We start from the raw sequence: 23,009 nt of genomic DNA, 5'->3' as shown, positions 1-23,009 counted from the left end.
CTATGAACCGAAAAAACACCACCCCAACCACACCGCTCGGACATAGTCTTCTTGCGTTTAAAACAAGAACAGCCGCCAAAGCAATCATGTTTAAACAACGCGATCGTTGGATCAGTAAAACATGGCCGGAATATTATTCCGACATCGAAGCTTTTGGTGCAGGCCTTCTTGCTTTGGGGGTCAAACCCAAAGAACGCGTGGCCATCATGGCCAATACTCGGTATGAATGGTCTGTGGCCGATCATGCGGCAATGGGCGTTCACGCCGTTGTGATTTCTGTTTATCAGAATAATACGCCGGCGGATGTTGAATACATTCTGAACAATTCTGAAAGCCGAGTTTTGATCCTTGAAAATGAAGCTCTGCTGCGTGTTTGGAACGAGGTTCAGCCAAAGTGCCCGTCCGTTGAATTCATTATCCTGATGGAAGCTCCTAAGACCAAGACGGCAGCAAATATTTTCTCGTGGTCTCAGATCGAAGAAAAAGGCCGCGCCACTCTTAAAAAGAATTCAACAGCGTTTGAAGATCTCTGCCGTTCGCAAAAAATGTCTGATACAGCAACCCTGCTCTACACTTCGGGGACCACCGGTTTGCCAAAAGGGGTTGTGATCACTCATACGCAGATTATCTCTGAAATCAGCGAAGCCTTTCCGATTTTCGGAGTGGATGATACCGACGTCTCTCTGACGTTCTTGCCTTACGCACACATCTTAGGCCGTATTGAGCATTGGGCTCATGCTTACATGGGCTACACTATGGCGTTTGCCGAAAGTGTCGAAAAAGTGCGCTCTAATTTGGCCGAAATCGAACCGACGTTCTTGATCTCCGTGCCGCGTATTTTTGAAAAAGTATACGCAGCTATCAGCACGCAAATCGACGCTTCACCGGTAAAGAAAAAGCTTTTTACTTGGGCAATGGGTGTCGGCCGCCGCATCACTGAATTAAAACTCACTCATCAGACGATTCCTCTGGAATTGCTGGCGACCTATGAATTGGCGCAAAGGCTTGTGCTTAATAAGATCAAGCTTGCTTTCGGCCGTCGCCTGCGTTTTGCAATTAGTGGTGGCGCCCCACTCGCTTCAGATATTTCTAGCTTCTTTCATGCTGCTGGCGTGTTGATTCTGGAAGGTTACGGCCTGACAGAAACAACAGCTGCAATTACCGTCAATACTCCATTCAATTACAGATTTGGATCCGTCGGCCGCGCAATCGGTGACGTTGAATTAAAAATCGCTGAAGACGGCGAAATCCTCGTGCGCAGTCACAAAGTGATGAAAGAGTACTATAAAAATCCTGAAGCCACTGCCGAAGTCATGACAGACGGCTGGTTCCATACCGGCGATATCGGCCAGATTCTTCAAGGCGGCGATCTTAAAATCACCGACCGCAAGAAAGACCTGATTAAAACAGCCGGTGGTAAGTACGTAGCTCCGCAAAAAATCGAAGGCTTACTCAAACTCAGTCCGATGGTCACTCAGGCACTCATTGCCGGTGATCAGAAGAAGTATATCGTGGCACTCTTGACGGTGGACCCGATTTATCTGCAGGCTTTGGCCAAAGAGCGTGGCGAAAGCTTCAGCGATTGGAAAGAACTAGTCTCGCGTCCCTGGGTGCAAGACATTGTTCGCGATCATATTGCGGAAACCAATGCAGATCTTGCAAGCTATGAAAGCATTAAAAGATTCTTGATTTTGCCGGTGGAGTTCACCATCGAAGGCGGCGAACTCACTCCGTCTCTCAAAGTTAAACGCAAGGTTTTAACTCAGCGTTACCAAAAAGAAATCGACAGCCTTTACAACTAAGAGGCCAACCCCGCCGGGGCTGGCCTAAAAAAGGCTATTCAGTTGTATGCTAACGATTTTGTTTGTTAGCTTTCGAGGACTCTTCTCGTCCCACATTACTATTTGCATTGGGACTTTCGCGACGGCTACCACTGGTGGATTCTTGACCACTTTGTTTTGATATGTCGCTGTCACGTTGGCGATCACTAGAAGCAAAACCTTTATTGGATTGCTGGTTCTGATTCATAGTTTTGCCATGTTTTTTTGTATCTTGACTGCCCATACGAGCCTCCTTCATGTGCGCCTAGGATAGGGTGAAGGTTTCTTGAGTCTGAGGTGTAACTTGGAAAGTACGACGAAGAAACTGCTGCCATTCAACAGCTTTTAACTACATATAGAAACGAAAGCCAATCGTGACGTAGCCACCGGTAAAATCAAGAATACGTTTATCACCATTGGCATCGACAACAGGATCACCGGCAGTCTTTGCGCCGCTAAATGTACTGACATCTTTTGAGTACTTTAAATTATCGATTTTCATCTGACGATAACCAAACTCGAAAATATAAGTTGTTGTATCCGTCATGTGTGATTCCACTCCGAGCGAACCGCCATAGAGCATGCCGCTCCCCTTCGCTTCGACCGAGTGATCGCTCACGCCTGGATAGTTTAAAATCGTGTAATCATTTTTATAGCTGACATTGCCCGAACCGGCATAGGCCGACAGGAACGCCCGATACGTCGGAGATGATTGCAGATTTAGCTCAAGCCCTATTTTCGGAGCATAGCCCGTGATATTGCTTTTGATGCTGTACATGTCTGTGGCGCCCGCGTTGGTTGCCGTTACATTACTTAAAAGTGACGGCTTGAAAACCTCAAAACCGAAACGGAAACTCACCGCGGGAGTTGAATACAGAAAGCCAAACTCACCCGTATAATTGTATGTCACCGAGCCGTCATAGGTATCGGTCATCGCCGCTTCACCGGCAAAAGCATTTTTCTTGATCGTGGACGGGCCCCCCGTCACGAGGAAGTAGCTCGCGAATTTTTCACTGGTAATGTTAAAAACCCGGGCTTCCGCCCGAGTCATCACAAAGCACAATGAAAGTACGAGCCCTAGAAATCTCAATCAGACCTCTATTTTTTTGCAGTCTTAGGAACAAAAAGATCTACGACAACTTTTGCAGTCGTCTTTTCGCCACGCACTTGGAATACGCGCGCCACTGTTCCAGGCTTGAGATCCAACGTCAGATTCAAAGCTTTATCCTCTGGATCCAAAATCATGGAGCTCTTCTTTACGAAGAGGGAATTCTTAAAGCGGCTTGCCAAACGCCCGTCATCCAAACGGCTATTAGGTGTTTGACTGAAATCCATGACCAAACGGTTAGGATTTTTTTTCAATTCCGCATGGAAATAAGCAGGAAGGCCTTTTTGTGGATTCCCTTGCAAATCACCGAAATCAAGAACGATACGTTCGACATTTTTACCGGAATCCGCAGTACGGCGTAAATCCATTAAGCTGAAACCAGTACCTGCAACACCACCCATCGCTTCGCCTTCGTTAACAAGAATGCGACCGACTGTAGGAGCTTTTGGTTTTGGTGGAATAGCTGCAGAAACTTGCAGAGAGAAAATCATAGATGCTGCAGAAACTGCAGCGAAAACAAATTTATTCATCCTTAGAACTCCTTTTCAGAGGACACTCTTAAGTCTGACCTGGAAATAGGCACAGGGTCAATAAAACTTTTTCTCGTGATTACACGTACTTAGTGCTAAATTTTTAATGATGGCAGCTTTAAACGACTTTAAAAAAGATTTTAAAAAATTATCTCGCCCCGCGGACGCGCTGATTCTCCAGCGTTTTTTCAAAACAGGCCCCGGAGAATACGGCGAAGGCGATATCTTTGCAGGCATTAAAGTTCCTCCGTGCCGCGAACTCGCAAAGAAATACAAAGACTTGAGCTTCGGCGACCTTCAGAAACTCATTCGCTCTCCGATTCATGAGGAGCGCACGATTGCTTTGATGATTCTTTCTCTGCAATTCAAAAAAGCGGATGAGGTCCAGCAAACAAAAATTTATAAATTCTATTTTAAGAACGTCAAAGGCATTAACAACTGGGACCTCGTTGATGGCTCGGCTCCTTACATTGTTGGCCCCTATCTCGAAGAGCGCGACCGCAAGATTCTTTACAAACTCGCCCGCTCGAAAAATCTTTGGGAAAAGCGGATCGCGATGCTTTCCACATTTCATTTTATCCGCCAGAAGGATTTTGCTGATGCCTTGAAGATCGCGGAGATTCTTTTGCACGATAAGCACGATCTTATGCACAAAGCTGTGGGCTGGATGCTGCGTGAAATTGGTAACCGTGATCTTGCGACTGAAAAGAAATTCCTGAATAAGCACGCCGCCACAATGCCTCGGACGGCTTTACGATACGCGATCGAAAAATTTCCCGAAGCTGAGCGTAAAAAATATATGAAGATGAAAGACTAAGCCATGGAAGACATTCCTCAGGACTCGCTGAGTTCAGCCCTTAGTTTCGGTAGCATCACCGGAGCGATTGTCTTTAGTGGTATTGGGCTTTGGCTGTTTAATCAAGGCCGCAAAAACGGCAACACTCGCAATCTGATTCTTGGGATTGTGTTGATGGTCTACCCGCTTTTTATTTACAACTCTTGGGCTGTCTGGGGATTTGGCGCAGCGGTCACTGCTTACGCTTACTACCGCCGCTACGACTAACTATCTGAATGGATACTTCATCTGACCCCAGACATCGGCTGGAATAGGTTCGCCCTCAACGCCGATCTTACCGACGTGTTCGTCTTTCGGCATGTACCACGTGCCAAAAACCCAGTCCCACACAGAAAGCACCTTACCGAAATTTTGCGATGAGATCTCGGGTACGACCGAATGATGCCAGCGATGAAGCTGGGCCGTATTGAAAATATAATTCAGCGGCCCCATCTCGAAATCGATATTCGCATGCTCCAAAAGACCCGTGACTGCGTTCACCAACAAGAACAACGCCACTAACTCCGACGGCACTCCCAGCAAGAAGAGCGGGAAAAAGTAAATTAGCCAGTTCAAGAATAAATCCACAGGGTGAAAGCGCCCGGCATTATCCCAGTAAAGTCTTTCCACCACGTGATGGATGGCGTGAAACTTCCACAGCTTCACCCAGGTGTGCCCGAAGCGATGAATCCAATAAAAGAAGAACTCTGCAATCAACAACGCCAGCGGGAGCTGCGCCAGCAACGGCCAGTGCCGAGGCCACAAACTAAAAATATGGGCCTGCATGAATCCTGAAGTGCTTGTTAAGAACAAGAACGTCAGTAAAATCTCGACGATCTTCGAGAGGCCCGGAAGCGCAATGTTGGTAAAGATGAAGTTGCTCAAGCGATCACCACGCGGCACATTCCACTCTTTACGGTACGGAAGAATACGTTCCGTGATATGAATGATCGCAATCGCACCGATGGAAAGCATTGCGGTTAACATCGGAAGCTTTTCATCAGGAAACTGATCTTTGTAAGCAAAGAAAAGAGCCACCGCCCCTATCAGGAGCACAGGATAATAAAGACAGCGAACGAGAAAGACCGCGGATTTCATATCCTTTCATTCTCGCACCTCCCTTCCTAAGGTGCCAGGTCCTGTTTCCGGACTCTGCGCAGCAAGAAACAGGACCTGGCACCCGTGACATGGCACCCGTGACAATCTACGGCCCGTGTTCAGAGGATCTTCAGCAGGACCTTCCTCAAGACCTCTTAAAGAGTTCCTCGTCCCGTTTTGCCGGGGCATAAAGCTTGTATTAAACCCGGCGGGTCCCCAAAAGGTATTGGTTTGATTTGGGGTCAGAAATGTTAACCAAATGGTTAATATTTATAGAAACAATTTACTAACGAAATCTATGGTCGATGCGTTACGCGGGCTATAACTAGCTCATACAACAGCGGCACCTTAAAGACCGCGTAACAAAACCAGGAGATAGATATGAAAACAGTTTTTAAAACCACAGTCCTTGCAACAAGCCTCGTGCTTGCTCTGACGGCTTGCTCACAAAGCAAAGATCAAAGTGCTTCCGAGAAAGCAAAGCAGATTCATTTGAACAATCAAATGCAATCTAACGATCTTGCGGATGCAGGTGAACAGCTAGTAAGTCCCTACACTTTCATGTTGGCTGATAAAGCTTTCGACATGGCTTTAGAAAAGGATGCTGCGAATCCAAAAGCTCAATTCTACAAAGCTTTCATTAAACGCTTGATGGTGTTTAAAGGGATCGCTCGCAGAATTGGTCCTTTGATGAATAAAGGTGATCAAAAACAAATCGCGGACTACGCGAAATGGAAAAAAGACTTCCCAGAGTCTCCACTCAAAACTTTCTTGATGGATGGTCCTGAGGATATCGATACTTATGCTAAGGCAACTCGCGTTGTTGCTGATTACAATAAAGCTTTGAATGAGTTCCGCTTGTTCTTGAAAAAGAACTCTACGTTGGAACTGACTTTGAACTTGAATCCACACGTTTTCCAACAAGAGATCAATGAAGAATATGCGAACTCTTGCACTTGGAAAGAAGTTGCGGACGGTTCCATTGACGTGAACTGCGATTCATCTGGCGTTGCTCAAAAGAAGCTGAACTCTGCGGACTTGATCGCTCTTCGTCAAGCAACGGGGGGTGAGATGCTCTACTGGTCGATCTACACTGCATACGATATGACGACGATCGAGCAAATCAGCAAAAACGAACAACTTCAGCACATGACTCCGCCAGAGGCTTTGGCTTACTACAAAACATTGCCAAGCATCGCTCGTTTAAATGCTGACAATACATTGAACTTGATCCCTGAAATTGGCGTGGACTTCAGCGCGGCTGTAAAATGGGTGAAGCAGTATCAAGATCGCGTTTGCCCTAAAGGCATTAGCGGTCGTAACCAACGCCGTGGTTTCTTATTCAAAGACGGTGTCTGCATCGAGAACGCAACTGAGTTGGATAAATCTCTTGCAGTCTTAGACCAAGCTTTGGGTGGCGTGTTCACTGCACCGATCAAAGACGATAACGATCAGCAAATCGATCAAATCCGTGTGAACTTGGTTGGTTTCTTGAAAAACCCTCCACAAGATTTGAAAAACTTGTTGCCTGAGTCGGTGGATCAAGAAGGTAAAGTGACTCGTTGGTCTGACAGCACATTTGGCGGCTTGTTCCCAGATGGCGATATCAGCAAGATTCCTCAAAAGAAATAATTAGGAAGAAACGTGAATAAATCGACTTCTCTCTTAACTAAAACCCTGGGCATGATGATCATCATCATGCCTCTGGCTCAGAGCGCTTCTGCCGATATGACGATGCAGAATGTTCAGATCCAGAACTGCGCAAGCCAAGGTGACACGTGCCTGACGGTGAAAGCACCGCAGGCGCAAGTCAGTTCAGCGAAGCCGATTTATTTCATGAAAGATGTCGAAGTGGAAATTGGAACCAAAGGCCGCACTGAAAGATCCGTTAAATCTCAAGGCTATTTGGATTTCGGCAGTAACCAGCTTGTTTTGCAAAGCATAGATAAAAAAGGAACTTTGACGGAAGAAGTTTACAACCTCACAACGCTGCAAAAACAAGTCTTTGTCACGAGATAAAATAAAATGAAAAAGTGGTACGTCCTTTTCAACATTCTAATGCTTCTCGGTCTAGCGGCCTGCCAAGGCGGCAAAGAGACCGTCGTAGAGAAGCACTACGTGAACGAGAACGGCACAGGCTTGCCTGTTCCTCCGAGTCACCAAGAAGGCGGCATTGACGGCGGCGGCGGCGGCAACGGTCTTGACGGCAAACCCCTCGAGAGCTTCCGCGTGGATCTTTCACAACAAACGTCTTTCCAGCTTGTCCAAAAAGAAGTGATTAACAAATTGATCGTGCGCTTCCCGAAACTTGCAGCAGACTTGATGCATATTTCTGAAGAACGTGCGTGGTATTTGATTCCGACGGAACTCCGCAACCTCCCTGCGGCTCGTATTGGTGTCAGCTTCAAAACCGATCAAATCGCGTTGCAAAAGCTGAAAGAAGTTTGGGTGAATGACTTACTCTTCTCAAAGATGGCTCCGCGTGAACAAGAAACTTTGGTATTGCACGAACTCATCATGGGCGTGCGACTGCTTGAGTTCACCAATCTTTTGGATCAGTGCTTGGTGAACATCTCGATCATGAGATTGGTGCCTGACAACGAAGACAAGTACAAAGAAGCTCGTCGCGATTGTTTTAGAAAGTTCCGCAATGCTTCGGATATCGGTGATAACATCGGCTTGGGTAAAGATATCAAGCTCGAAGATTATGACTATGAAACGATCCGCGATATCACAAGTATTTTGCTCACAAGAATCGATTCCTTCGACCCGCAAGAGCTTGAAGACTACATGGCTGCTCGCGGATTCCGCAAATACGCTAAATAGTAATACTCGGTTCTTTACAGAAGAATCGGGTCCTGTTTCAATGGGCTATGGGTTTAAAGAAAATCGTAGTCCTTGTCGCTGCTATCCTTGCACTCTTCCTCCTCAGCTTTCCCATCGCACCCATAGGTCCTTCCTGTGAAAAAGGCAAACCTTCGGCTTGCGGATTTATTTCCAACGTCGTTCTGGTCACTGGCAGTCTTGTTTTTTTGAAATCCGAAGTTGAAAGTAAAATAATCCCAGGACTTTCCGTGCAGGTTGAACTCGACGACGGCACTGTGAAGCCGGGATCGCTCACCATGAAAGCCATCGGCGGTCGGCCCATCAAATCAGGCGAAAAAGTCCGCCTCAATTGCACCAAAGCGTACGCAAGCGTAGAAAAACCCGATCATAAAATGTGCGAATTAGAATTCCTGGGCTTCGATCCGACGTCGGCTTGCCCGAAGGGAACTCCCTGCTACGGAAAGATCCCGAGCTGGAGTATCAGCGTCGATCCGCAAGGAATTCCGGACGCCGGCTTGCTCTCGTATAAATAATTTTTGTAAATCGGATTTTAGAATTCAAACCAATCAATATTCAGACAGCGTGTCGTCTCAGACGCCGAAGGCGGAACGACCTTATAGACATTATCCAGCAGGTTCGAGAGCTCCTGACGAAGCTTTTCAGCGACTTCGTGCGAGAGGCTCATGGGGCCGGTATAAAACAGATTCTTACTGTCGTCTTGAACCATGCGGTTAAAACCCTGCAAGCGCCAGTTCTGATGATGCTTCACTGTCAGCAAATTTGAAGAGCCAATGAAGGTCTTCGTCTGTCCTAGCGCCAACTGACCTTTATTATGGGTCAGCAATCCATTGCCGAGCAGAAAATCTAACACCCGCTGCACTTGATTGCGCGGCAGATTCAATCTTTGCGCAATCGCCGCGGCATCATTGAAGTCATCACAAGAGGCAAGAATCCGCACGCCGCTATAGATCCAGCTTGAATAGAAAACCGCGCGCTGCTCTTCTGTCAGCTCGGTCTCTTTCTTCAGACGGTTTTCTAACTTTTGGGCTTTTTCTTTGCGATCTTTGATCTGCTTCCCCAGTCGTTTCTGGAGTTTGACTGAACCTGCGCGACGATGTTCAACCAGTAAAATGAAGTAATCGGTTTCGTCCTCTGACATGTTGAGATACTCACAGAGGTCGCAGGTCAGTTCCAAACTGAGCTCTTTGTCCCCTTTAAAGACCTGACTAATCATTGTTGTCGAAACATTGAGTGCCAAGGCCACTCGGCGATATTCGCCGTGGCCTTGCTTAGGGAGGGACGACACCCAATGATTAAAAAAGTCTTTATAGTCATCGAATTGGTAGATGGACATAGCTCACACACTAAGAGTTAACCAAATGGTTTACTTTTTTAATAACTATTTTCGCAAAGTCTAGACCTTCGCCCATACTGAAAATACGGCGGTACAGAGAATCCACCTGGACCTCAATGTTCATTAACAACTCACCGATGAGTAACTCGTGAAATCAACTCAGTTTTCTTTACTCATTTTGTTGGCGTTTGCTTCTTTTTCTTGCACGAGTGCGGATCGCGCTCCCAGCTCGGTGACGTTTGATAACGATCGCGTCAATCGCATTCAAGAAATTGATTTGCAGCTCTCGAAGTATTGGAACAACGACTGGAAAACGGATCAAAAAGTTTTCCAGATGAATCCGCAATCAACTCTGGTAAAGCCGGTCTATGACCGCGACATCATGAACGATCCTGAAACCCGCGCTGCGGTGGAGCGTTTACGCACTGAAAGACAAAATCTTATCAACGAACTTTCAGCTAAATTGCAGTTAGAAAATTGGAATGGAATTGGCGCCTGGTTCGAAGCCACCTTTCGCGATCGACGCTCAGTGAAAGAAGAAGTTTTCGAGATGAAGCATCTCGAAGACTACGCTTTGGCAAAACCACCTCTGCAACCTTTCCCGCTGGAGCATCGTTTTTACGCTAACTACTCACTTCGACTCAAAAACATGCTGCCTTACCCTGGCAATGATATGCACGACGATAAAGACAATCGTCAGTATTATCTGAAAGCGCGTCTCGAGTGCGATGGCGACATGATTTACAACAAAGGCTTCTTATTTTTCGAAAGCGAAAAGCACAGCCCAGTTTACGAATTCAATTGGTACTACAATGAAAAAAATGGCCAGAACGTTAGCGTTCAGTTCACGCCAAGCGTTTCTCGCTGCCAATTGTATTTCTATGATCCCCTGGTTTCAAAAACCTGGACCCACAGCATGACTTTGGTGGACTTACTCACCAAAAACATCGACTGGTACAAACTCAGCACTCAAACAGAGATCTGCGCGCGTCCCACAGGCTCGATGAAGGACTCAGTTGCTGCATTCTTCTGGCAGCAGGATTTCAACTTCTCGAGCTGCACTGAGACCTATGATGAATTGATCAATCTTGATGACCCATACAATTCTATCAATCAAAGAATCTTGGCGTTGACGGGTTCTCCTCTGAAAAAGAAGGACTTTGACGACAAGAATCCGATGGCTCAACTCGACTTCACAAAAGCTCCGAAGTTTGACGTGATCTGGGTTTCTTCACTGAACTATTCCGCGGACTTCTATGGCTCGGTTCTTTCTCGCGCACTTCGCTATCACGCGGAACGTGGCACACAGATCCGCATCCTGACCGCTGAAGCGACGATGAAGAAAAAAGACAAAGCAATCATCGAAGAGCTGCAAAGAGGCGTTCCGAACATCAAAGTGCAGTACTATCAGTATCACTTGTCAGACGGTAAAGACGGCACTTGGCTGGACCGCTTCCATCGCGTGAGCCATACGAAGCTTCTGATTGGTTACTCGTCAGCGAATCCAAAGTCGAGCTTCCTCGTCACTGGCGGTCGTAATATCCGTGACTCTTACTTATTTAAAGAAGCTCCGGTCTATAGAGCCTACTCTTCACTCAAGAGCTATGGTGACGGCGAAGAGTCTTTCATCTTCTATCGGGACTTCGAAGTTCTTATTCGCGGCCAAGAGTTCGTGAAATCCGTGCTCGGTCAGATGATTGCGTTCTGGATGCGAGATCCATCTAATCAAAGCTTCCGCTCAACGACAATCAACGTTCCTAAGATGGCAAGCTACATCGAGTCTGATAAATTGATGGCTCTGCCAAATAAGACGCCGATGATTCGTCACTTGCTGTCACTGCCTTACTTTGACGGTTATCAGCTTGAGAAGTTCTATGTCCAAATGATCGACTCTGCTCGTTCTGAGATTATGATTACGACTCCGTACTTCCGCCCGTCTGTGGCGATTGCCGCGGCCTTTGACCGTGCGGCGGCTCGTGGCGTGAAGATCCAGGTTTTGACTCGTATTCACTTGGCCGGTGACGGCGTTCCGCAAATCGCAGAGGACGTCAACAAACAGGGTATCAATCGCCTGCTCAAGAACGTCGACATCTATGAGTGGACGGATAATTATTCAATCATGCACGCGAAGATGTTTGTCGTAGATAAAAAAATGGGCTTTGTCAGCAGCGTGAACTTGAACCGTCGTAGCTTCTTGCACGACGTGGAAAGCGGCGTCCTGATTCTGCATGAGAAAACGGCGCTCAGTCTGCGTGCTCAGATCCAAAGCTTTATCAATGAAGGTGGTCGTAAAATCACTCAAGAGGAACGGATCTCGTGGATCAACGGAACTCTGATTGATTGGGCGGATTCTTACTTCTAAAAGGAATCGATATGATGTCGGCAAAGAAGGTCGCATTTGCATCTGTGGCAGCCCTGACTCTTTTTGGCTGCGTGTCTTTTCAGAATAAGCCCGCAACCACAGGCTGGACTTGGGAAACTGAAAGCACTGCGGACCGCGAACCGGCGTCTGAAATCAATGTTCCTGGTGGCCTGATTAAAAACGGCAAGCTTAAAGCCGAAGGCCCTGTCGGTCAGTTCACTCTCGAGAGCGAACTTCGCGTGATTCCGCAGCCAATGGTGCCGGCACCTCTGACTTACGCCAATATGAAACGTGATGAAATCGCCATCACCATCGACGACGGCCCGTCAAAGCCAGAGATTAACAACTTCGTTCTCAAGACGCTGAAAGATCATGGCGTCAAAGCCATGTTCTTCCTCGTTGGCCGCAATGTCGAAACTTACCCTGAAGTGGTTAAAAATATCCTGCGCGAAGGCCATGCTGTCGGCATTCACACGTGGTCGCACCCGGATATGACAAAGCTTTCTGAGGAAGCTGCCGCAAAAGAAATTGATAGAACCAACGCCCTTCTGCAAAAGATCGTCAAAGAGCTCAATGAAGCAGAACCAGGTCACAACTATCGTATTCAGCCGTTCTTCCGCTTCCCTTACGGTGCGGGCGCGAGTGTGCCAAGACTGCAAGCCTTGTTGAAAGCCCGCAATCTTGCGAACTTCCACTGGTCTATGTCGATGAAGGATTCTGAAACTCAGGATGGCAACGTCGCTCTGAATACGGCTGTGGGTATGTTTGATAAATACAACCGCGGCTTGTTCTTGATGCATGAAACACATCCAGCCGGCGTAAAGGCTCTGCCTTACGTGCTCGAACAACTCCGTAACCGTAACTACAAAACGGTCTACTTCGAAGCCGCTCCTTAAACGGTTGTCGAAGTTCTTTACAGCGGCCTCAAATCGTCTCCTAAGGGTCCTTTTTCAGAGGGAAATCCCCTATCATTTCCATTTTACAATGTGCTGACGGGAATCGTCCCTGGCATAGAGCTTGTATGACTGTGGATGGATCAAGGAACCAAAAGGAGTCCGTCATGAAGCGCTGGATTTTTACATTCTTAGTGATGCCTTTCGTTTTTGCTGCCTGTGCGGGCGACAAAGGCGGAGACTCTACCGTTGCTACGGTTCCACCACCAACTTCTTGTGTGGATGGGACAACTTATTGCAACTCCAATCAGTATGCTGCGTATCCCGGATATCAAGCATACCCTTACAATCCTTACTACTATCAAACCAACGGTAATTTCTGTAACTGCCCATGGGGTTCACGCCCTGTTTACAACGGTCAGTTCGGCATGGGCTGTGTGAGCGTAAGCACGTTCAACACTTATGCTTACGGAGCGGTTTACTGGGGTTACGGAGCGAACAATAATCAGTGGGTGAACATCCCACAGATCAGCAACTCGCAAGGCTATCCACAACAAAATAACGGCTGCTTCCAAAATGTTGCTCAAAGCTGTTTCGTAGACCAATTGAACGCCTGCGGCGCCGGTCGCGTCTGTCAGACCACAGGTGGCGGTTCTCGCCTCGGTATTTGCGTAGCGCCGGGCGCAACAAATACGTCTGCTGGTAGCATGGGTGGATACCGCTAATTTTAGGTTGTTTTGTCACCCTGCGCAACCTGCCCTAAATGCTGATGGGTAAAGGGTTTTGTGTTACACAAAACCCTATGACAAATCAAAATCCATTACTCGAAAAATTCACTCTCAAAGACCAAGCCGTTCCGTTTGATCAAATCAAAACTGAGCACTTCCTTCCGGCCCTTGAGCAATCCATTCAAACTGCCAAACAAAACATTGAAACCATCAAAAAAAACAAGTCTGAACCCAGCTTCGAAAATACCATCGTCGCGCTTGAGACTTGTAGCGAACTCGTTGAGCGCGTTGTCGGCATCTACGGCAACCTCGAATCTGCTCACGCCAGCGAAGAGCACCAAGCTTTGGCAAAAGACCTCTATCCAGTGGCAACTGCGTTCAGCTCGGACGTTGCTTTGGATGAAGAAATTTTCAAAAAAGTAAAAGTCGTCTACGACAAGCGCAACTCTTTAGATCTCAACAAAGAACAAATGAAGTTGCTTGAAAAGACTTACCTCTCTTTCACACGCAACGGCGCTTTGCTGGATAACCAAGGCAAAGAAAAACTTCGCGCGATCGATCAAGAGCTTTCTGTTCTTGGCCCGAAATTCTCTGAGCACGTGTTGAAAGCAACCAACAGCTTTGAAATGCTTCTTGATAAGAAATCAGAGCTCGAAGGTTTGCCTGAAGGCGCGATTGAAGCGGCGGCTCACGCAGCTGAAACCAAAGGCCACAAAGGCCAATGGCTCTTCAATTTGCAAATCCCTAGCTACTTGCCATTCATGACTTACGCTAAAAATCGTGAGCTGCGTGAAAAGCTATGGCGTGCCTATGGCGCTCGTTCATTCAACGACAAGTTCGATAACCAAGAGACCATCAAGCGTCTGACGACTCTTCGTCATCAGCGCGCGCAGTTGCTCGGCTTTAAGAGCCACGCTGACTTCGTCTTGGCTGAGCGTATGGCAAAAGATCCAGGCACAGTTCGTGAGTTCCTCACGAAACTTTTGGAGCCATCAAAAACAGCGGCCTTGAAAGATTTTGAAGAAGTCCGTGCGTTCGCGATGGAATCTGAAGGCGTTACTGACATTCAGCCTTGGGACTTCTCGTATTACTCTGAAAAATTGAAAGAAAAAAAGTACTCTTTCAACGAGGAAGATCTTCGCCCGTACTTCAAACTTGAAAACGTGGTGGAAGGCGTGTTTGAGCACGCTCGCCGCTTGTACGGCCTCACGTTCAAAGAAAACAAAGACATTCCTGCTTATCACCCGGAAGTTAAGGTTTACGAAGTGTTTGAAGAAAAGACTGGTAAATATATCAGCCTCTTCTACACAGACTTCTTCCCACGCGAGACTAAAAAAGGTGGCGCATGGATGACAACGTTCCGCGATCAAGGCTTGCTCAATGGTGATGTGAAACGTCCGCATGTGAGCATCGTTTGTAACTTCACGAAGCCAACTCCGACAAAGCCGTCTTTGTTATCTTATGATGAAGTGCGCACGCTCTTCCACGAGTTCGGTCATGCTTTGCACGGCATGCTTTCAGATTGCACGTACCGTTCTTTGAGCGGTACCAATGTATATTGGGACTTCGTAGAGCTTCCTTCACAGATCATGGAAAACTGGGTTGGTGAAAAAGAAGGCCTCGATGTGTTTGCGAAACACTATGAGACGAATGCGCCAATTCCTGCGGACCTTGTTGCGAAGATCAAAAAGTCGTCTAAATACCTAGCCGGCTGGATGTCTCTGCGCCAATTGCAATTCGGTCTTTTGGATATGGCTTGGTACTCTCAAGATCCTTCTAAGATTGCTGACGTCGATGTTTTCGAAACTCAAGCAACGGAAGTGACTCGCATCATGCCGAAAGTCGCTGGTACGAACACGTCTTGCTCTTTCAGCCATATTTTCGCCGGCGGTTATTCTGCTGGTTACTACTCTTACAAGTGGGCTGAAGTTTTGGATGCCGATGCCTTTGAATACTTCCAGGAAAAAGGTTTGTTCAATGCGGAGGTCGCTCAGAAGTTTAAAGAAAACGTTTTGAGCCGTGGCGGGACTGAGCATCCGATGGATCTCTATAAAAAATTCCGCGGTCGTGAGCCGGATCCTAACGCTCTTTTGCGAAGGGACGGTCTGGTTTAATGGCCGAGCAGAAGCTGATCCTGAAAGATAATAAAAACATCGCCCTTGTCTATCGCCTGCAAACGGCTGAAGCCGTGGCTCTTGCTAAGAAGATCGCGGCTTGGCTTAAGGACAAAGGCTACAATGTATTCACAGCTCCTCAACAGACTGTGATTGCAGGCACGAAGCCGATCAAAGGCAAAGCTGCGTCTTTGGACAAGATTGGCTTGGTAATTGCTCTTGGTGGAGATGGAACTTACTTGCGCGCTGTACGCATTCTTGAGGGACGCCAGATTCCGATTGTCGGAATCAATATGGGCTCTCTCGGATTTTTGACCGGCAACCGTGCCGAGGACGCTTTCAAAGTTCTGGAAGAGACCTTGGAAAACAAAATGGACCTTCGCCCGCGCTCGATGATTCACGTCTTCGTTCGTAGAAAAGGCAAGATCCGCGCTGAGTACCACGCTCTCAACGACGTGGTCATCGAGAGAGGTCAAGGCAGTCACCTGATCAGTACGGCCATCTACAGCGAGAAGTTCCTGGTGAGCGAAGTGAAGGCGGACGGTTTCATTATCGCAAGCCCTACAGGCTCAACGGCTTACAATCTCGCGGCCGGCGGACCAATCCTGCACCCTGAGGCGAAAGTCTTCGTGGTGACTCCGGTGGCGCCGCACAGCCTGACGAGTCGTCCGCTGATTTTACCGGACGATTTGCACATGTCCTTCAAGATGGATGCGCGCTCGCAAAAAGCGCAGCTCATTGTCGATGGACAGAATGAAACTGAGATCACTCCGGAAGACGAAGTGGTCATTAAACGCAGCCAGTACGATCACTGGGTGGTGCGTGCGCCGAAGCACAACTACTTCCACTTGCTGCGTGAGAAATTGAAATTTGGCGACAGAGCCTAGTATTTTGGTATTTGAGGGGGAATATGCTTTTAGAACTCAAAGTTTCAAACTTCGCTATCATTGATAATCTTCATATTGAATTCGAAGAAGGCTTGAACATCCTGAGCGGTGAAACCGGTGCCGGCAAATCCGTTCTGTTGAAAAGCTTGGCCCTGCTTATGGGTGAAAAGTCCTCGGCAGACACGATCCGTACAGGCGCGCAGATGGCGACCATCGAAGGCGCCTTTGACATCCGCAATCGTAAAGACATTCGCAAGAACCTTGAAGAGCTCGGCATCGAAGTCGAAGAAGGTACTTTAATCGTTCGTCGCACCATCAGTGCCGGCAGCGACAAGTCGAAGGTTTACCTGAACGGCACGTTGAGCACCTTGGCGAATCTGCGTGATATCGTGGCGCCACTCATTGAAGTCGCGGGCCATTCAGCTCCCTTGATTGAAATGACCGGTCAGCACGAAAATCGCCACCTGCTATCGAAGGCTTATCACTTGGATTTGCTCGATCAATATGCGGGCACATGGGATAAGCGCCATGCTTATCAGAAACACTTTGAGCGCTATCAGGAAATCAAAACTGAGATCCAACAACTTGAAAGCGACGCCAAACAAAAAGCCCAACGCTTGGACTTTTTGACCTTCCAGCGCGATGAGATCGCGGCTTTGGATTTGTCTCCGGGCGAAGATGTTGAGATCGAAGCCGAAGTGAAGAAACTCAAAAGCGCTTCCCGTCTGTTCCAATTTGTGGATACAGCGGAAGAGGCTCTGTACTCTGACGACGACTCTGCCATGAACCGCATTAACACGATTTTAAAGCGTGGCGCCGAGATCGCGACCTTGGATCCGCAGCTTGCTGGTAAAATCGACGTACTTGAACAGGCGAAGACTTTGATCGATGATTGCATCTATGATCTTCGTCAGTACGTCAATAAAATCGACGGCGATCCGCAACGCCTCGAATCTTTGGAAGAGCGCCTCAGCGATCTTCGTAAAGTGCAAAAGAAATACGGTCCGACGGTTGATGATATCTTGGCGGCCTTGATGCAAATGGAAACAGAGATCAGCAATTTGCAGAACTCTGAAACCCGCATCGAAGAACTGAAAAAAGAATCAACCGCATTGATGAAAGAAATGGAAAAGATCGCTTTGGATCTTCACAAACGTCGTGAAAAGGGCGCTCAGCTCCTCACAGACAGTGTGAATGCTGAGCTCTTGGATTTAAACATGAAAGGTGTGACTTTCCAGGTTTCTATTACGAGGCTTGAAAACCTCACAGCTTCTGGCTTCAGCGATGTTGAGTTCATGAGCCAAACGTCTGCGAAGGATCCTAAACGCCCTCTGGCGAAGTTTGCCAGCGGTGGTGAGTTGTCGCGTATTTTGTTATCACTCAAGCGCGTTGTAGGTTCTTCGAACCAGCCACGCACTTACTTGTTTGACGAAGTGGATACCGGCGTTTCCGGTCAAACCGCTGAAAAGGTTGGCCGTAAGTTGAAGAGCATCGCAAAAGGCCAGCAAGTTATCTGTGTCACTCACTTGCCACAGGTGGCGGCGTTCGGTGATGTTCACTTCTTTATTCAGAAGGCTCCGAAGAAGGATTCCGTCACGATGGAAGTCGTCGGACTTGCTGATAAAGAGCGCGTGAAAGAAATCGCGAGACTTATCTCTGGTGAGAAGATCTCAAAAACAAGTCTGGATCATGCCCAGCAGCTTTTAAAAGAAGCTCACTAGTTACAAAAAAGCCGGCTTAAGAGCCGGCTTTTTTTTTATATCTTCGTTTTACTCAAAGATCTCTTTTAATACTCGACCCGTCACGGATGCCGGAGGCATCGCACCCATAATGAATGTTAATGTCGGTGCAAGGTCGATGACTTTGCCGACGTTGTAAATACCTGGCTTAATATTCGGGCCGAGAACAATCAACGGAACCGTTCTATCGTAAGCATAACCCGTCATATGATTCACAGGCGCCTCACCCTTACTGATATAGAATGGCTTCGGAATCAAAAGGATATCGCCGCTGGTGCCTGGAATGTATTGGCGAGACACCTGATCTGCCAGCACGCCTGTTGGCAAGATGCCTTTCGCGATTTCTGAGCGAGTCGCAACTTCGAAAACTCCCGGCTGAGTCTTCATCACGTCTTTGATTTCAGCCTGAACATCTTCAGAGCTCACTTTACGGTCACTCAAAGCTTCCGGATTGATATAGAAATTGTAGCTCACGCCTGCAACGATCCACTCTTTTGCAGGTTTACCAAACTTAGCGTCGAGTCTTTCGTAGATTTTTTTATACAATGCCAAGTACTCAATACGGCCTGAATCAAGCTTATTTGCTTGAGCATAGTCCACGCTTGGCGCAACACCATGATCCGCAGTCAGCGCAATCACGACGTCATTCAAAGAGCCCACGTGCTTCTTGATTGTGTTCAGAAGCTTTGAGATCTCTTTATCTTCAGCCAACGTCATCGCCTTGAGCTCTGGTGAATTTGGACCGAACTGGTGCCCGGCCATATCGTGCGATGAAAAGCTGACAGCCAAAATATCTGTACGGCCATTCTTACCAAGGTTTTCACCTTTGAGCGCAGCTTCTGCGATTTCACGAGTGACCGTTGCACCCACCGGAGTGATCAGTGTTTTGAGGTTTTCTGTCTTATTATCTTTTTTCAGCGTACCAGCCTTACGAAGACTTTCTGTTGCTTGCTGAGCCCATGCTGGCGCTTCTTTCGCGTAGTACTTGCTTGTCGTCCATGCAAACTGATCAAAGTCCATCCATACTGACACATCCGAACGATGTCCGCCCATCATGACAGCAGATCGGTCTTTCAAAGCGACAGAAACGACTTTTGAATTCTCGGAAATATTTTTAAGCTCGTCTCCGAATGTGGTTGTCTTTAAACGGCGCGGAGAAATTCCAAACTCTGCATCTTCAGCACAGTAAGTTTTCTTTTTACCGGCAACGTCGTACCAATCATTCAACGGAATGCCCGTGAAATAAGGATGAGTTCCCGTTGCAATCATGGCGTGGCCCGGACAAGTCATACATTGAACGACGTCGTACTCAGCAAAAGGATAATAGGCGCCTTTGCTCATCAAGTAATTAAAACCCCCGACGTCGTTCTTACCAACGGCAGGAATAAACTCATTTTTATATTTTGTCAGATAGTCCGCACGGAATTGGTCAATCACCAATAACACAACTAATTTTGGTTTCTTCGAGTACTTTTCAAGAGTCAGCGCTTGAGCATTGATCATGCCGAAGCAGACAGCGGCAAATAGAACAAATCTAATCACAGGAAGGTCCTTTGTAAGCAATAATGCTAACTGACCTTCCTGTGTTTAGACAAATTAAGATTATTTTAATTTTAGGCCGACTTTGCGCGCGATTTCAGCTCCGTATTCGGGATCACACTTCGCAAAGTTCTCAATATTCGGACGCAGGATATTCTCCGGCAAGCCTTGCATTGTGCCTGCGATCACCGAAGTTAAGCGATCACGCTCGTCTTTGCTCATCAGGCGATATAAATCACCTGCCTGTGTGTATTCGTCGTTGCCTTTGTGCGCATCATAGCGAGCAGCATCGCCGGAGATTCTCAGCGGTGGCTCCGCAAAGCTTTCATCCTGCACCGGACCGCCGAAACCATTCGGCTCGTAGTTGTCCGCGACTCCGTTGCCATCAAAGCGCATGGCTCCATCACGCTGATACGAGTTCACATCGTTTTTCGGACGATTCACCGGCAAATGCTGGTAATTCGCGCCGATACGGTATCTTTGCGCATCAGGGTAAGCAAACAAACGCGCCTGTAGCATCTTATCCGGAGAGGCACCAATACCCGGTGGCAAATTCGACGGAGAAAACGCCGCTTGCTCGACTTCCGCGAAATAGTTTTGCGGATTGCGGTTGAGCTCCATAATCCCGACTTCTTGAAGCGGATAATCCTTATGTGGCCAGACCTTCGTGAGATCAAATGGATTGATGTGATAGGTCTCAGCCTCTTTCTCTGGCATCACTTGGATCATCAAACGCCATTGAGGGAACTGACCTTTTTCAATCGCCTCAAAGAGATCGCGGCCTGCATAGTCAGGATCTTTGCCGGCAAGCTCTGTTGCACGCTCTGGAGTTAGGTTCTTAATTCCTTGCATAGATTTGAAATGGAATTTGATCCAAAATCTATCACCCTGTTTATTCCAGAAGCTAAACGTGTGGCTGCCGAAGCCGTGCATAAAGCGATAGCCATCTGGAATTCCGCGATCACTAAACAGTGTCGTCATCTGATGAAGACCTTCCGGTGACTTCGCCCAGTAATCCCACATGCGGAATGGATTTTTATATCCCGTTCGCGGATCCCGCTTTTGGGAGTGAATAAAATCCGGGAACTTGAGCGGATCACGCTCAAAGAAAACCGGCGTGTTATTGCCAACGACATCCCAAATGCCCTCGTCTGTGTAAAACTTCACAGCGAACCCACGCGGGTCGCGTTCTGTATCAGCAGAGCCTTTTTCACCGGCCACCGTCGAGAAACGAAGAAAGACATCTGTCTTTTTGCCGACTTTCGAGAAAACGGCGGCGCGAGAATATTTTGAAATATCCTGAGTCACCGTGAATGTGCCGTAAGCACCGGAGCCTTTCGCATGAACGACGCGTTCTGGAACGCGCTCACGATTAAAGTGCGCAAGTTTTTCGATGAGATGAAAATCCTGCAGCAATACCGGTCCGCGAGCGCCCGCTGTGAGGGAATGTTGATTTTGCGAAACCGGCTGGCCACCGGCGGTGGTGAGTGTTTTCTTCATGACTACGTCTCCTTATTAAATTGCAATTTCTGGCTGAGGTAATATCCCCACGTGCGAAGCTGATCGTACTTGCGGGTGAAATACCCTGGCTCGTGCTGACTTAAGAGCGCAATAATCTCATTACGCCCAAACATTTGTGCGAACTGCAGAGCCGTCATGCCGGTAAAATTCGTCGCATGAATATCAGCTCCCGCTTCGATGAGGATTTCGGCTATTTCTGTATGACCTTTAAAGGCAACACCCATCAGGATCGTGCTGCCACCTTTGTCAGGGCTCTCGATATCTGCACCTTGGGCGATCAGTGTAATCACTAAGTCCTTATGACCGTTGTAGGCGGCATACATTAATGCTGAATAGCCCTTGTGGTCCTTCAAATTAATATCGAGAGAATGATTCTCGGCCAGTTCTTTGCGAACCGCTAGAAGGTTGCCAGTACGAGCATACTCAAACAACTGCACATCTTGAGGATTCTGCTGAATGTATTCGTCGTAGCTTCTCATTTTCGCCTCCTGTTTACCCATTTAGGATCGGCGAAAAACGTATAGATTTTAAATATTATAAACCTATACAGTTATAGAAATTAACTATATAGACTTCTAAAACCCCTAAAAATCAAACAGAATAGGAGATTTCGCTTTGACCTGGATTACAAAGATCGTTTAGATCAAATCGTCTGTTATACGATTCGGTCGTCCTATAGACGATTCGCTCGGAAGGACTCTTTAGACGAAATGGTGTAATACGCGAGTCTACATCAACATTTAAAATCACCGCCGAGTTCTATTTTTACTCAGTAAAAACAAGCTCCTGCCTGCTGTCTCAGTTTGAGACGGCGGGCCCGTTTGGCTTCCACATTGCAAAAGCAAATGAGGGAATAGCAAACGATTGATGATCACATGAAGGAGTAAGCATGAAACTCAAGTATTTCGTTATGACGGCATTTTTAACGGCAATGGCAACAGTCAACGCACAGGCCGCACGGTCGGAAAATGTCACCCTTGTCAAACGCACAAGCATCCTCGAGGATTCTAGTGAGCATCGTCGTATGAATAAAGATTATACCTTGACGGCACAGCTGACAGGTTTCGCGGTCTCTCCGGTTCCCGCTGCTGGTGTGAATTTCGGACTCTTCTTAGATCGCAACTCCATGTTACAAGCGGAGTTCTCGAAAGGAACTCTGCCATTTTGGTTCTTCAATATGAATGCAACGACTTTAGGAGCAAACTACAAGCGTTTCTTCGGCAACTCTTTCTATGGAAAAATCGGTGCCGACTACCGCAGCATCTCTGCTTCTGATATCGATACAGGTTACACAAAACAATCAGGCACCATCGGAGAAGCAGAGTCTCTGGTTGGCAATGTGGCTATCGGTAATCAATGGCAATGGGAAAACTTCACAATGGGTTGCGACTGGATCGGTGTGAATCCTCCAATCGCCGTCTTGAAAACGACTTACAATCCCGGCACAAACTTGAATGACTCAGATCGCGCAGATCTTGAGAAAAGCTGGAATAACATCGCAAAAGTTACAAGCTATCAGTTCTTACGCTTCTATTTGGGCGCTTCTTTCTAGTTCTAAACTCTAAGGACGCGAGTGACCTCTCATTCGCGTTCACTTTCTCAATATAAGACATCTATTTCCTTAAGTTCCGCTCTTAAAAACTCGATAAACTTCT

At 47.4% G+C, this 23,009-nt stretch carries 22 protein-coding genes; 14 read left to right on the top strand and 8 right to left on the bottom strand.

The window, feature by feature from the left end:
- The first annotated feature begins 2 nt into the window (after positions 1-2).
- A complete protein-coding gene (locus JSU04_07650; GenBank protein MBS1970167.1) occupies positions 3-1,802 on the top strand; it encodes a long-chain fatty acid--CoA ligase in 1,800 nt (599 codons plus the stop codon).
- Positions 1,803-1,851: 49 nt separating this feature from the next.
- On the opposite strand, the gene JSU04_07645 is transcribed toward JSU04_07650, so the two are convergent.
- From JSU04_07645 to JSU04_07635, 3 genes are all read right to left on the bottom strand, one after another.
- Positions 1,852-2,064 (bottom strand): hypothetical protein, encoded by a 213-nt coding sequence (locus tag JSU04_07645; protein ID MBS1970166.1) that lies wholly within the window; start codon positions 2,062-2,064, stop codon positions 1,852-1,854.
- Between the two features lie 105 nt (positions 2,065-2,169).
- Positions 2,170-2,871: a hypothetical protein gene (locus tag JSU04_07640; protein ID MBS1970165.1), complete on the bottom strand. Its 702-nt coding sequence runs from the start codon at positions 2,869-2,871 to the stop codon at positions 2,170-2,172.
- 47 nt (positions 2,872-2,918) lie between these two features.
- Positions 2,919-3,458, bottom strand: coding sequence for a hypothetical protein (locus tag JSU04_07635; protein MBS1970164.1), 540 nt, complete (start codon positions 3,456-3,458; stop codon positions 2,919-2,921).
- A 106-nt stretch (positions 3,459-3,564) separates the two neighbouring features.
- On the opposite strand from JSU04_07635, the gene JSU04_07630 reads away from it, so the two are divergent.
- Positions 3,565-4,275, top strand: coding sequence for a DNA alkylation repair protein (locus tag JSU04_07630; protein MBS1970163.1), 711 nt, complete (start codon positions 3,565-3,567; stop codon positions 4,273-4,275).
- Between the two features lie 3 nt (positions 4,276-4,278).
- Positions 4,279-4,521: a hypothetical protein gene (locus JSU04_07625; GenBank protein MBS1970162.1), complete on the top strand. Its 243-nt coding sequence runs from the start codon at positions 4,279-4,281 to the stop codon at positions 4,519-4,521.
- On the opposite strand, the gene JSU04_07620 is transcribed toward JSU04_07625, so the two are convergent.
- On the bottom strand, positions 4,522-5,391 hold the full coding sequence (locus JSU04_07620; protein MBS1970161.1) for a sterol desaturase family protein: 870 nt from the start codon (positions 5,389-5,391) through the stop codon (positions 4,522-4,524).
- Between the two features lie 381 nt (positions 5,392-5,772).
- Here JSU04_07620 and JSU04_07615 point away from each other — a divergent pair, with 381 nt between their 5' ends.
- The 4 genes from JSU04_07615 to JSU04_07600 are packed head-to-tail and all read left to right on the top strand — an operon-like array spanning position 5,773 to position 8,750.
- Entirely contained in the window at positions 5,773-7,023 is a 1,251-nt protein-coding gene (locus JSU04_07615; GenBank protein MBS1970160.1) for a hypothetical protein, read from the top strand.
- A 12-nt stretch (positions 7,024-7,035) separates the two neighbouring features.
- Positions 7,036-7,410, top strand: a complete 375-nt coding sequence (locus JSU04_07610) for a hypothetical protein (protein MBS1970159.1) — start codon at positions 7,036-7,038, stop codon at positions 7,408-7,410.
- A gap of 6 nt (positions 7,411-7,416) precedes the next feature.
- Entirely contained in the window at positions 7,417-8,217 is an 801-nt protein-coding gene (locus tag JSU04_07605; protein ID MBS1970158.1) for a hypothetical protein, read from the top strand.
- 47 nt (positions 8,218-8,264) lie between these two features.
- Positions 8,265-8,750: a hypothetical protein gene (locus JSU04_07600; GenBank protein MBS1970157.1), complete on the top strand. Its 486-nt coding sequence runs from the start codon at positions 8,265-8,267 to the stop codon at positions 8,748-8,750.
- Positions 8,751-8,767: 17 nt separating this feature from the next.
- On the opposite strand, the gene JSU04_07595 is transcribed toward JSU04_07600, so the two are convergent.
- Complete coding sequence (locus JSU04_07595; protein ID MBS1970156.1) at positions 8,768-9,571, bottom strand: TIGR02147 family protein; 804 nt, start codon at positions 9,569-9,571, stop codon at positions 8,768-8,770.
- A 175-nt stretch (positions 9,572-9,746) separates the two neighbouring features.
- On the opposite strand from JSU04_07595, the gene JSU04_07590 reads away from it, so the two are divergent.
- The 6 genes from JSU04_07590 (at position 9,747) to recN (ending at position 18,276) form a co-directional block, all read left to right on the top strand.
- The gene (locus JSU04_07590; protein MBS1970155.1) at positions 9,747-11,933 is read left to right on the top strand and encodes a phosphatidylserine/phosphatidylglycerophosphate/cardiolipin synthase family protein; all 2,187 of its coding nucleotides are present in this window, start codon (positions 9,747-9,749) and stop codon (positions 11,931-11,933) included.
- An 11-nt stretch (positions 11,934-11,944) separates the two neighbouring features.
- A complete protein-coding gene (locus JSU04_07585) occupies positions 11,945-12,829 on the top strand; it encodes a polysaccharide deacetylase family protein (protein MBS1970154.1) in 885 nt (294 codons plus the stop codon).
- Positions 12,830-12,993: 164 nt separating this feature from the next.
- Positions 12,994-13,551, top strand: coding sequence for a hypothetical protein (locus JSU04_07580; protein ID MBS1970153.1), 558 nt, complete (start codon positions 12,994-12,996; stop codon positions 13,549-13,551).
- Between the two features lie 77 nt (positions 13,552-13,628).
- Positions 13,629-15,668 carry a M3 family metallopeptidase gene (locus tag JSU04_07575; protein ID MBS1970152.1) on the top strand — a complete coding sequence of 680 codons (2,040 nt, stop codon included), beginning with the start codon at positions 13,629-13,631 and terminating at the stop codon, positions 15,666-15,668.
- Positions 15,668-16,555: an NAD(+)/NADH kinase gene (locus JSU04_07570; protein ID MBS1970151.1), complete on the top strand. Its 888-nt coding sequence runs from the start codon at positions 15,668-15,670 to the stop codon at positions 16,553-16,555. The genes JSU04_07575 and JSU04_07570 overlap by 1 nt, the downstream gene beginning before the upstream one ends.
- 23 nt (positions 16,556-16,578) lie before the next feature.
- Entirely contained in the window at positions 16,579-18,276 is a 1,698-nt protein-coding gene (gene recN, locus JSU04_07565) for a DNA repair protein RecN (GenBank protein ID MBS1970150.1), read from the top strand.
- Positions 18,277-18,324: 48 nt separating this feature from the next.
- Here the strand turns inward: recN and JSU04_07560 are convergent, their stop codons facing one another.
- From JSU04_07560 to JSU04_07550, 3 genes are read right to left on the bottom strand one after another with little or no spacing between them, the layout of a single operon-like run.
- Complete coding sequence (locus JSU04_07560; protein ID MBS1970149.1) at positions 18,325-19,836, bottom strand: alkaline phosphatase family protein; 1,512 nt, start codon at positions 19,834-19,836, stop codon at positions 18,325-18,327.
- Positions 19,837-19,896: 60 nt separating this feature from the next.
- A complete protein-coding gene (locus tag JSU04_07555) occupies positions 19,897-21,333 on the bottom strand; it encodes a catalase (GenBank protein ID MBS1970148.1) in 1,437 nt (478 codons plus the stop codon).
- 2 nt (positions 21,334-21,335) lie between these two features.
- A complete protein-coding gene (locus JSU04_07550; GenBank protein MBS1970147.1) occupies positions 21,336-21,833 on the bottom strand; it encodes an ankyrin repeat domain-containing protein in 498 nt (165 codons plus the stop codon).
- 410 nt (positions 21,834-22,243) lie between these two features.
- Between JSU04_07550 and JSU04_07545 the strand changes: the two genes are divergently transcribed.
- Complete coding sequence (locus tag JSU04_07545) at positions 22,244-22,906, top strand: hypothetical protein (GenBank protein MBS1970146.1); 663 nt, start codon at positions 22,244-22,246, stop codon at positions 22,904-22,906.
- The last annotated feature ends 103 nt before the right edge of the window (positions 22,907-23,009 follow it).

Source organism: Bdellovibrionales bacterium (assembly GCA_018266295.1).
Classification (GTDB): Bacteria; Bdellovibrionota; Bdellovibrionia; order Bdellovibrionales; family Bdellovibrionaceae; genus JACMRP01.
This window is presented reverse-complemented; position numbering and strand designations above follow the sequence as displayed.